Source organism: Caproiciproducens faecalis (assembly GCF_019448085.1).
Lineage (GTDB): Bacteria > Bacillota > Clostridia > Oscillospirales > Acutalibacteraceae > Caproiciproducens > Caproiciproducens faecalis.
Genome location: NZ_JAGFNZ010000005.1, coordinates 271752 through 282493 on the forward strand (window position 1 = coordinate 271752; position 10742 = coordinate 282493).

Genomic DNA, 10742 nt, shown 5'->3' on the forward strand with positions numbered 1-10742 from the left:
GTCCCTTAAATTTTGTGTAATGGAGAAAATACATGATTCACAAGTATTCCTTGAACGGTTTTCATATCGTACTTGACACCAACAGCGGAGCAGTTCATCTCTTTAATGATGCGCCATATGATATGCTGGACTACTTAAATGACAGTGTACCGGAAAATCCGCCGAAAGAACTGCTGGACGCTGTGAAAGGCAAATATGATGAGGAGACAATTCATGAAGCCTACGAAGAACTGAAAGAGCTGTATCGGATCGGTCAGCTGTTTTCTTCCGACGAATACGGAAAATTCGCTGAAATGATGAAAGATGCTCCGGTAAAGTCCTTGTGCCTGAATATTGCACACGACTGCAATTTACGGTGCGAGTACTGTTTTGCCGCGAAGGGCGACTTTGGCCGCGGCAGGATGCTGATGCCTTTTGAAGTGGGTAAAAAAGCGATTGATTTTTTGATTGAAAAATCCGTTGGAAGACATAACCTTGAGGTCGATTTCTTCGGCGGAGAACCGCTCATGAACTTTGAGGTTGTCAAGCAAATTGTAAATTATGCCCGCAGCATAGAGAAGGAACATAACAAAAATTTCCGGTTCACGATAACGACCAACGGCATTTTATTAACGGATGACAAGATCGATTTTATTAATAAAGAAATGTCCAACTGTGTGCTTTCCATCGACGGCAGAAAGAGTGTGAACGATTTCCTGCGCGTCAGAGCTGATGGTACGGGAAGTTACGATTCGATTGTGCCAAAGTTTCAAAAGCTGGTCGCTACGCGGGGAGATAAGGATTACTACGCCCGCGGAACTTTCACAAAACACAATCTTGATTTTACAAATGATGTGTTACATATGGCTGACCTTGGCTTTGACCAGATTTCCGTTGAACCCGTTGTATCGGACGTGAAACTGGATTATTCCATAAAAGAAGAGGATTTACCCCGCGTGTTTGAAGAGTATGATCGTCTTGCAAATACGATCATTGAAAAGAAGAAGGCAGGAAAGGGATTTAACTTTTTCCATTTTATGCTGGATTTAGACCAGGGGCCGTGCGCAATTAAACGTCTTCGCGGCTGTGGCTGCGGCAATGAGTATGTTGCCGTAACGCCTGAGGGAGATATTTTCCCCTGTCATCAGTTTGTGGGGGATGACAGCTTTAAGATGGGCAATGTCATGGACGGTACTTTGGATATTGGAATGAAGCATTCCTTCGCGCTTGCCAACGTGTACTCCAAACCGGAGTGCAGAAACTGCTGGGCCAAATTTTATTGCAGCGGCGGCTGCAACGCTAACAATCAGCAGTATGAAGGGGATATCCACAAGGCCCATAAAATTTCATGTGATCTTGAGAAAAAGCGTTTGGAATGCGCCATTATGATAAAGGCGGCTATGGCCGATTAACAACTGAACAGTACAAAAGCGGCGCACGCTTGCTTCAAAAATGTAAGCGTGCGAATTTTTATGCATTAAGTTAACATAATATTATTTACATAATATTTATTCAGTTTACATAATGCAATCCACATAAATTTACTCAAAAATGCATAAAAATGGGTTTCGTGTATATTTTTGTATTGCTATGCGAAGCAAAATGTATTATAGTATATAGTTACAAGGCAGGTGTTTTTTTTGAGTAATAAAATACTGGGATTTATTGGCGCCGGCAATATGGCAGGCGCTATTATTAACGGTATTGTTGCAACGGGCACCTTTCCGGCACAGCAGATTTACGTTTTTGATATCAACCCGGAAAAGTGTGAAGCCCTGAAGCAAAAAGCCGGCATTCAAGCCGCGGATTCCATCAGACAGTTGATTGAGAAATGTAATATTGTTTTTCTGGCGGTCAAGCCGCAGAATTTTGCAGAAGTACTGACTGCTGTGAAACCGGCTGTAAATGAGAAGATTCTATTCGTTTCCATTGCGGCGGGCATCTCAACCCAATACATCGTTCGCAGCCTTGACTGCGGCTGCCCGGTAATCAGAACCATGCCCAACACGCCGCTTCTGATCGGCAAGGGTGCTACTGCGTTGAGCAGAACTGCCAATGTTGCAGATGAAGATTTTCAGCTGGTTTTATCGTTATTCAGTGCCTGCGGCACGGTCACTGTTTTAGATGAAAGTCAGATGAACGCTGTCATTTCAGTTAACAGCAGCAGTCCTGCTTATATTTACCTGTTTGCCAAAGCAATGCTGGACAGCGCCGTCAAACAGGGTATCGCCGCCGACACCGCTTTGCAGCTGATCTGCCAGACACTGGAGGGCAGTGCGGAAATGCTGAGACAACCGGAGCTGACACCGGATGATCTGATTAAAATGGTTTCTTCTCCCGGCGGAACGACCTTAAAAGCGCTGGATGTTTTTTATGAGCATCATTTTGAACAAACGGTGGACGAAGCCATGAGGGCCTGTACAAAAAGAGCGGAAGAACTGGGCAAGTAATCATATAACACAAATCATTCTCATACATTTATAAATATATCCTTATATTGTTAAGGGGATGTTTGAGTATGATTGTTGTAAAACATAGTTTCCGGCACAGACCGGTTATAAACAGCAGACTTCTATTGAACGCACTGCGTGAAAATTATGTTCTGGTGCTGTTTTCGCTCTCTCTGATTATTGGGATGATTTTTGGAGCGGTTTTTGCCAGAAATGCGGATTTCACCGCATTGAATAAATTGGATTTTCTGTTTTACAGCAATTATAAAGCAAGGGCGGTACAGCCGATTATCTCCATATTTTCCGCCTCTTTTGCATCATCCTTTATTTTTATACTGGTTTGTTTTCTCTGCGGCCTTTCGATGTGGGGGATGTTTCTCATCCCTGCGGTTCTTTTTTTTCGCGGTTTTGGCCTTGGGCTGACATCCGGATTTCTGTACGCTGCGTATGGGTTTTGGGGTGTACTGTTTAATCTAGTGGTTATTTTGCCCGGGGCGTTTGTGTGCTGCCTTGCAATTCTGCTTGCGGCCAGAGAGGGAACACGGTTTTCCCGGATGATTGCATCGTGCAGTGTTGCGTCCCAAAGAGGGACAATCAGCCCACCCAAAATGAAACCGTATCTGCTGAATTTCGGCGTGATTCTGATGATTGCCTTTTTAGCTGCGGTTATTGACGTTGTTTTTTCAGGATGTTTTGCGGGTATGTTTTCTTTTTAAAATAGAGGGGATAGAACAAATGAAGGACTATTGTTCGGAGTTCAGCAATTATCTGATTAACAGAAAGGCTGTATCTGCAAATACATTGGATTCGTATATCCGAGACGTTGGGCATTTTTTATTATTTCTGGATGAAAACGGGGTCGATGACCCAACCAAGGTGGACTCCGACTTTATGAATACATATGTTGCAAAACTGACGGAATTGAAAAAGTCAAACGCCACCATTACCAGGAACATCGCTTCCATCCGGTGTTTTTATCAGTACCTGATTATCAGCGGCCAAACTGACTGTAATCCTGCAAAAGCTGTAAAACTGGAGAAAACGGTAAAAAAACTGCCGCAGATTCTGACTGGCAAGGAAATTGAACTTTTACTGTCCCAGCCGGATACGCAGGAATCGAAAGGCTGCAGAGACAAAGCAATGCTCGAATTGCTTTATGCCACCGGAATCAGGGCGTCCGAACTGGTGGATCTGAATATACAGGATATTAACATCCACACAGGAATGCTGAACTGCAAAAACGGAAAAAATGAACGGCTGATTCCTGTTTATTCAACGGCAGTCAGCGCAATATCGGAATATATTATCAGAGTCAGAAACTTAATTATTACGCCGGATGGGGGACAGGCACTGTTTACAAATCTAAACGGCCACCGGCTTACCCGTCAGGGTTTCTGGAAAATTGTAAAAGGGTACGCGGAAAAGGCGGGAATCGTTAAAGAAATTACGCCTCATACACTCCGTCATTCCTTTGCTTTGCATCTGCTGGAAAACGGAGCGGAACTGAAGGACATTCAAATGATGCTGGGCCACGCCGATATTTCTTCCACACAGGTCTATGTACATCTTCTGAACGATCATTTTAAAAAGGTGTATAACAACTGTCATCCGCGGGCTAAATTGGGTTAACCATAAAAAAAGAACCGGTTATTCCGGTTCTTTTTTTATTGCCTTTTTTAAATCAACGGAGCTGCGCTGCTTTACTTTTGACAGAGGATTTGCCTTGGCCGCATTGGCCATTTGTTCATCAGACAGATGCGTATAAATTTCGGTGGTGCCTAAATTCTCGTGTCCCAAAATATCCTTTAGAACCCGGATATCTACATGACCGTGCTGATACATTAATGTGGCGGCAGTATGGCGGAGCTTATGTACGGAAAGATTGCCCAGCTCAATTTCCGACAGATATTTTTTAACCAAATACTGTACGGTCTTGGGACTAATGCGTTTCTTCTGCTTACTGATGAACAAGGCGTTTTTATCAATCAATGCATTGTTGGGCCGAACTCTAATGTAACGGTCAATCGCATCCAGACAGGCGTCGTTCAGATAGACAATCCGTTCTTTGTTGCCTTTACCGACAATCCGAACCGTCGAAGTGCCGCGCCGGACATCGCTCAGATTCAGGCTGACAAGCTCGGACAGACGCATGCCGCAGTTCAAAAACAGCGTTAAAATGCAGTAATCCCGTTCTTTGGTGGGTCCGTCTACTTTTGATAAAAGCTCCAGACTTTGCTCCAGTGTCAGATATTTCGGAAGAGATTTTCTTTGCTTTGGAGTTTCCAACTCTTCCACCGGGTTGAAAGCCAGTTTCCCGGTCTTATTTGTCAAGTACTTAAAAAAAGTACGCAGGCTGGAAACTTTTCTGGACCTGGTGGAAGCTTTGTTGTGGCGCTCCGTTGACAGATAGTTCATGTACTCAAAAACATGCGTCAATGTAATGGTTTTAATGAAATCGAGATCGACATCGGAGATTCCGATCTTTTCAAAATCGGTCTCCGGCGGAACAAGATCCCGCGATTTTTTAATATACCTGAAAAATGTACGCAAGTCAAGATAATATTCATCAACGGTTTTCGGAGATTTACCTTTGATTGTTCCAACATATCCTAAGAATTCTTTGATAATTGGCGGCGCTTCGGACATCCATTCGGATTTTATTTCTGATTTCATAAGCTTCAACAAATCCTTTCTTTGATTTTTTTAGTCCCCTTAATTATACAAAATTTTTATTTTGTATAATTATATTGTTTTTTCAGGGGATCGTCAAGGATTTCTTTTTATTTTCTGCTTTCATACGGTTTTTAACGGAAGGATTCCTCCAATATCCAACAACGGGCCTTCTACTAAAGAAACCAGTTCCACATTCTTTTGATCGCAGAATTTTTTTATTTCATCATAATTCGGATGGCTCTGAATACTGCCGGTAAACGCGAGTTTTCCTTTTGCAATCATTCCGCATGTTCCGCCCAGAAAACCGTATTTGTATCCTTCTAACTTTACATAGCCAGGCGTAATTTTCAAAACGTCTATTCCCGCATTTGTTGCTGCCTCTGCAATGGACGGATCTGCAGTAATGATGGAATTATTATCTACAACAACCGTGGAACATTTTGCGTACCCCTGTTTTACATTTATCATTTCTATTTGATTGCAGGCACAAAATTCCTGAATCGCTGCGTCCATCGTTTTACGATTGCCTATCATCTGGCGGCTGCCAATTCTGGCGCAGTTTAATTTGACATCCTGAGGATAAAGCTTTGAAATACATATGTTCGAATATATCACTTGAAAACCCAATTGTTCCAGTTTCCTTTTTAAATCCTCTTCCCCTTTTGCCACTATGATTCGATTTTCGCCAAGATGATGCAGAAGCATGTCAGCGTGATCGAACACCGGCTCACTCAGTGCCTTGCACGGCATTACGTTGATGATTTCTATTTTCCGCGCTCTGAGCGCGTCGGTGATGGTGGGATATGTACCGGACATGGCCGATAAAGCCACGTCCAACTCCGGCAGATTCGGAGTGTTAATAAAACGCATGTTCTTACTCCTGTCTGAGTGCATCAACGGGTTTGAGCCGTGATGCTTTATACGCCGGATAAACGCCGAAAATTGTGCCGGACGCAACAGAAAACTCCACTGCAAGAAACATAATATCCGTTCTTGTACTGAGCTGCATTCCAAAATACTCAGCACCGGCAAAAGAAACAATATATCCGACCGCAATGCCGCATATGCAGCCAATCAGCGAAATCAGTACTGCCTCGAACATAAATTCCAGCATAATATAACTCCGCTTGGCTCCAATTGCTTTTTTGATTCCGATTTCTCTGGTTCGTTCATTGACTGAAACCAGCATGACAGTCATAATGCTCAGACTGGCTACAAGCAAAGATACAGAACCAACCGCAGACAGGATTAAGGTAATAATCCCCAGCATATTGGTAAGGCTGTCCTTTTGCTTGGCGAGATTATTGGATACAAACGCATCCGTTGTACCGTTGTTACGGTTCAAGGTTTCCACAATTGTTTTTCCGATGCTTTCCACATTCCCACCCGATTTGATTTTGACCACAATCTGGTCAAAATCATCTCTTCCGGACACAGTCTGAACCGTGGTATACGGAACATAAACAAAGGTAGGAATATAATTTCCAATAATATTCTGCAAGAGACCGCTTCCGGTTTTAATAATACCGATTACCTTGTAGTTTTCTTCCACTCCTCCGTTCATAATGGACACTGTTTTTCCAATAATATTGCTTCTCATATAGGTGCTTTTCGAAAAGGCTTCATCTACCAAACATACGTTTGCGCTTGTGCTGATATCTTCCGTGTTAAACAGACGGCCATATAGAAGGTTAATGGAAATAATCTGACTTGCATTGGTATCTATTCCCCACACCAGAGCTTTGGTGCTGAGCTTTCTGGCAGAAATATCCGTGCTTTCCACCATCACGGGAGCCGCCTGCTCCACCTCTTCACAGTGTTTGATGATGCTGAGATCATTTTCATTTAAAGAAACCGCAGCCGCAGTTTCCGACGACGAAGAAATGGTCAGACCGCTCAATCCAAGACTTTCCAGCTCGTTGTTGAGGGCGGCTGTTCCACACTGGCTGATATTCCCAATGATAACAACGGAGGCCACGCCAATTGCTATCCCCAGTATCGTCAGGGCCGTCCTCACCCGTTTTCTTCCCAAATTCTGAAACGCGGATTTCACATAATCAACCATTGGAACTCACCGTTCCTTCTTCTTTTAGGATTACATGAGTCCCGTTTGAAACGGAATCCGGGTTTGCAATGACTTCTTCATTTCCGGACAAACCACTTGTAATTTCAAATCCATCATCAAACTCTCTTTTTGTTATCACAGGGGTCTTCTGTGCCTTTTTATCCTTTAATGTAAATACATACTCATTTCCTTCTTTATCTGCTCTGACGGCGTCATAGGGCGCAATAAGCACATTCTGATTTTGAGAAGTAATGATTTTCGCTTTTGCGGTATATCCGGGTTTTATATCGCTTCCAGGCTTTTCAACGCTGACGATTACCTCTACCACCGTTTCCTGCCCCGTAGTGGACACTACCTGTTTCGCTTCAGAGGAAATGCTTTTGACGGTTCCTGCATAAGCGGTATTTTTAAAACCTACTCCGGTAATCACCGCCTTTTGTCCCGGCTTTATTTCGGAAATCTGGGATTCATTTACTGAAAGTCGGATCTGAAGCATGTCCGAACTGTCAGAAATAACGGCTACCGGCGTACCTGCCTGAACATAGCCTTGATTGGTGACAGATAAGGATGTAATTTTTCCTTCGTAAGGAGAGGTAATTGTTTTTGTGGTAACCTGATTTTGTCCGCTGTATTGATTCAGAAGACTTTCATATGTTCCGTCCGAATCAGAATCGGAGGAATCGCTTGCGCCGGTATTGGCTGAAGGTACCTGGATTTCCATTAACGGCTGTCCCTGAGCGACCTTGTCCCCCAATTGTACAAATACCCGACTGACAAAAGCCGCAGACGGTGTATAAACATTCCGCATAGACACCCGTTCTACCCTGCCGCTGCAAGTTACAGAATTTTCGACTGTAACTGGGTTTACCTTTACAATGCTGACCGGAACCACGGAATTTCGAGAAAAAATACCCCATGTGAGAATTCCCACGGCCATTATAAGCGTAAAGGTAAATAGCATTACATACTTCTTCATTCTCATTCCCCCATTCCTGTTTATTCTGTGATGGAAGAGGGAAAATATTAGTTCATTTTTAAGCAATGCAATGAATAATTTTCACGCATATCCCTCAAAATATAATTGAGGTGAACATAAATGAGTATCATTCAATGTGATGAAGACTGTATTTATCAGCATGACGGCTATTGCAGTCTGGAAATGCCCTCTGCAATTACCAATTATACCGGCGATGGCTGTGTGCACTGCATCAAGGTAACTCCGCGGGCTCCTGTCAGCAACCAGATAAAGCCTCAAACGCCTCCCGCACGCTTTTGACGCCGATCAGCTTAATGTCGTTTCCTTTGACATTCACCTGTTTTAAGCTGTGATAGGGCAAAATGCATTTCGTAAAGCCCAGACGGGCGGCCTCACTGATTCTGGCATCTATATGGGTTACGGAACGGATCTCCCCGGCAAGCCCAATTTCGCCGAATACAATGGCGTCGTCGCTGACGGGTGTATCTTTCAGGCTGGACACGAGCGACATGGCTACCGCAAGATCAGCCGCAGGCTCGTCCAGCCTTAACCCGCCAACAACATTGACATAGGCGTCCAGATTTGAAAAATAGTATCCTGCCCGTTTTTCCAGCACGGCAAGCAGCAGGGACATTCTGTTGTAATCGAATCCGGTTGACATTCTTCTTGGATTTCCAAATCCGGTTGTGGTTGCAAGACCCTGTATTTCTGCCAGAATCGGACGGGAGCCTTCTATTACGCAGGTGACGCAGGTTCCCGAAACATTCTTGGGCCTTCCGGAGAGAAGGGCGAGTGAAGGATTGTCCACCTGATGGAGTCCATTGTCCCCCATGTCGAACACACCGATTTCATTTGTGGAGCCGTATCTGTTCTTTGCCGCCCGCAAAATCCGATAGGACATCTGACGGTCACCTTCAAAATACAGCACAGCATCTACGATATGCTCTAACACCTTTGGACCAGCAATGGCTCCATCCTTGTTGACATGACCGACGAGGATCGTCGGGATCTCCAATGCTTTTGCGGTATGCATCACGGCATTGGTGCATTCCCGTACCTGTGTGACACTTCCGGGGGACGAATTCAAATCGGTGTTATTCATCGTCTGTATAGAATCGATCATAACCAAGTCAGGTCTATGGGTTCTCATTTGCTCTATAACACATTGAATATCCGTTTCGGTTAAGATATAGAGATTATCGCTCTGAACGCCTAGACGAGCCGCGCGCAGCTTTATTTGCCGGCTGGACTCTTCTCCCGATACATATAGGATTTTCAGGGATTTCCCCAGGTATTCGCAAATCTGCAGGAGAATCGTGGATTTACCGATTCCCGGTTCACCGCTGATTAAAATTAAAGAGCCTTTCACAATTCCGCCGCCCAGCACCCTGTCAAGTTCGCTTAATCCGGTGTGGTAACGAGCTTCCTCGGCGGTACTGATTTCATTAATAGAAACGGGAGCAGTACTCTTGTGCGCCGATCCCGCCGAATTCTTCTGGACGGCTGGTTCCCTGATTTCTTCATTCATACAGTTCCACTGCCCGCAGCCCGGGCATTTTCCGAACCATTTTGCGGATTCAAATCCACATTCGGAACAGATATAAATACTTTTTGATTTGGAAGCCATTTTTATTATTCCTCTTATTTCCTCTGTTTTTTAAATTATAGCCTAACCGGTTGACGAATACAAGATATTACTCTGCGGAATGAAGGTAATCGAGCAATCCACAGTATATGGAAAATGCCATTTGCTGCTGATAGACTTTATCGTTCAGTTTTGCCGCCTCGGAATCATTGGAGAGAAATCCGCATTCGACCAGAACCGCGGTCACTTTTGTATTCCAAAGCAGATAGATCGAACTGGTAGCCGGCTTCGTTTCCCGTTTATTTTCCGGCTGAATCAGCTCAACCACCCGACTTTTAATATTTTCGGCCAGAACTTTGCTTTCGTCGGTTTTTTTGGAGTAGAAAATCTGCGCACCACTGTAGCGGCTGTCGGTAAAATGATTCTGATGGATGCTGATAAAAATACAGTCTCCCTGCTGCTCAATTATTTTCAGACGGTTGTGGATGTCGCTGACTTTACGTTCTCTGATGGTACCAAGATGTTCGTCACAGACTGATATGTCTGTGGTTCTTGTCATCACCACCCGGGTTCCGGAGCTTTGCAGGAGCTTTTCAAGCTGAAGGGCAATTGCCAGATTAATATCTTTCTCCAATGCGGAGTTTTTCCCCGCGGCTCCGCCGTCTTCCCCACCGTGCCCGGGGTCGATCACAATAGTCGGGTTCTGTTTTTGCGCCAATGCCAAAGCCATCTTATCAATTTTATTGTAAGAGATATAGGAAAGCAGCAAGAAAGCAAGGCAGCATAAAATTAGAACAGTTATCGGTATAAAATATGTTTTTGCTTCTTTCTCATTCAATGCAATCACCCCATGCAATCTATATGCATGGGGTGATATCGATATTAAAAAAGTCCGTAAAACAGAAAACTGCTTTACGGACTTCTTCATGTCTTTTGGAGGCGTCACCCAGATTTGAACTGGGGAATCAGGGTTTTGCAGACCCATGCCTTACCACTTGGCTATGACGCCAAAAA

Annotated in this window: 10 protein-coding genes and 1 tRNA gene; 4 read left to right on the plus strand and 7 right to left on the minus strand. The window is 44.1% G+C overall.

The features are described from left to right. The first annotated feature begins 32 nt into the window (after positions 1–32). From scfB to J5W02_RS13205, 4 genes are all read left to right on the plus strand, one after another. Positions 33–1391: a thioether cross-link-forming SCIFF peptide maturase gene (scfB, locus tag J5W02_RS13190; RefSeq protein ID WP_219966151.1), complete on the plus strand. Its 1359-nt coding sequence runs from the start codon at positions 33–35 to the stop codon at positions 1389–1391. Between the two features lie 228 nt (positions 1392–1619). Continuing rightward, positions 1620–2429 (plus strand): pyrroline-5-carboxylate reductase, encoded by an 810-nt coding sequence (gene proC / locus J5W02_RS13195; RefSeq protein ID WP_255575758.1) that lies wholly within the window; start codon positions 1620–1622, stop codon positions 2427–2429. Between the two features lie 68 nt (positions 2430–2497). Next, complete coding sequence (locus tag J5W02_RS13200; RefSeq protein WP_219966152.1) at positions 2498–3145, plus strand: stage II sporulation protein M; 648 nt, start codon at positions 2498–2500, stop codon at positions 3143–3145. Positions 3146–3164: 19 nt separating this feature from the next. Continuing rightward, a complete protein-coding gene (locus J5W02_RS13205) occupies positions 3165–4058 on the plus strand; it encodes a tyrosine recombinase (RefSeq protein ID WP_219966153.1) in 894 nt (297 codons plus the stop codon). 18 nt (positions 4059–4076) lie between these two features. On the opposite strand, the gene J5W02_RS13210 is transcribed toward J5W02_RS13205, so the two are convergent. The 7 genes from J5W02_RS13210 to J5W02_RS13240 all read right to left on the minus strand — a co-directional run bounded on the left by J5W02_RS13210 (position 4077) and on the right by J5W02_RS13240 (position 10737). Then, a complete protein-coding gene (locus tag J5W02_RS13210; RefSeq protein ID WP_255575759.1) occupies positions 4077–5102 on the minus strand; it encodes a tyrosine recombinase XerC in 1026 nt (341 codons plus the stop codon). 120 nt (positions 5103–5222) lie between these two features. Continuing rightward, positions 5223–5972, minus strand: coding sequence for a YvcK family protein (locus tag J5W02_RS13215; protein WP_219966154.1), 750 nt, complete (start codon positions 5970–5972; stop codon positions 5223–5225). A gap of 4 nt (positions 5973–5976) precedes the next feature. Next, on the minus strand, positions 5977–7167 hold the full coding sequence (locus J5W02_RS13220) for an ABC transporter permease (protein ID WP_219966155.1): 1191 nt from the start codon (positions 7165–7167) through the stop codon (positions 5977–5979). Then, positions 7160–8143 (minus strand): efflux RND transporter periplasmic adaptor subunit, encoded by a 984-nt coding sequence (locus J5W02_RS13225; protein WP_219966156.1) that lies wholly within the window; start codon positions 8141–8143, stop codon positions 7160–7162. Before J5W02_RS13225 ends, J5W02_RS13220 begins: the two co-directional genes overlap by 8 nt. A 256-nt stretch (positions 8144–8399) precedes the next feature. Then, complete coding sequence (radA, locus tag J5W02_RS13230; protein WP_219966157.1) at positions 8400–9770, minus strand: DNA repair protein RadA; 1371 nt, start codon at positions 9768–9770, stop codon at positions 8400–8402. A gap of 67 nt (positions 9771–9837) precedes the next feature. Continuing rightward, positions 9838–10497, minus strand: a complete 660-nt coding sequence (locus J5W02_RS13235) for an N-acetylmuramoyl-L-alanine amidase (protein ID WP_255575760.1) — start codon at positions 10495–10497, stop codon at positions 9838–9840. A gap of 165 nt (positions 10498–10662) precedes the next feature. Beyond that, positions 10663–10737 (minus strand) — tRNA-Cys (locus J5W02_RS13240). Between the last annotated feature and the right edge of the window lie 5 nt (positions 10738–10742).

Coding starts and splice junctions, on each gene's coding strand:
- scfB (WP_219966151.1), top strand. CDS start 33: ATGATTCACAAGTATTCCTTGAACGGTTTTCATATCGTACTTGACACC.
- J5W02_RS13200 (WP_219966152.1), top strand. CDS start 2,498: ATGATTGTTGTAAAACATAGTTTCCGGCACAGACCGGTTATAAACAGC.
- J5W02_RS13205 (WP_219966153.1), top strand. CDS start 3,165: ATGAAGGACTATTGTTCGGAGTTCAGCAATTATCTGATTAACAGAAAG.
- J5W02_RS13210 (WP_255575759.1), bottom strand. CDS start 5,102: ATGAAATCAGAAATAAAATCCGAATGGATGTCCGAAGCGCCGCCAATT.
- J5W02_RS13215 (WP_219966154.1), bottom strand. CDS start 5,972: ATGCGTTTTATTAACACTCCGAATCTGCCGGAGTTGGACGTGGCTTTA.
- J5W02_RS13220 (WP_219966155.1), bottom strand. CDS start 7,167: ATGGTTGATTATGTGAAATCCGCGTTTCAGAATTTGGGAAGAAAACGG.
- J5W02_RS13225 (WP_219966156.1), bottom strand. CDS start 8,143: ATGAAGAAGTATGTAATGCTATTTACCTTTACGCTTATAATGGCCGTG.
- radA (WP_219966157.1), bottom strand. CDS start 9,770: ATGGCTTCCAAATCAAAAAGTATTTATATCTGTTCCGAATGTGGATTT.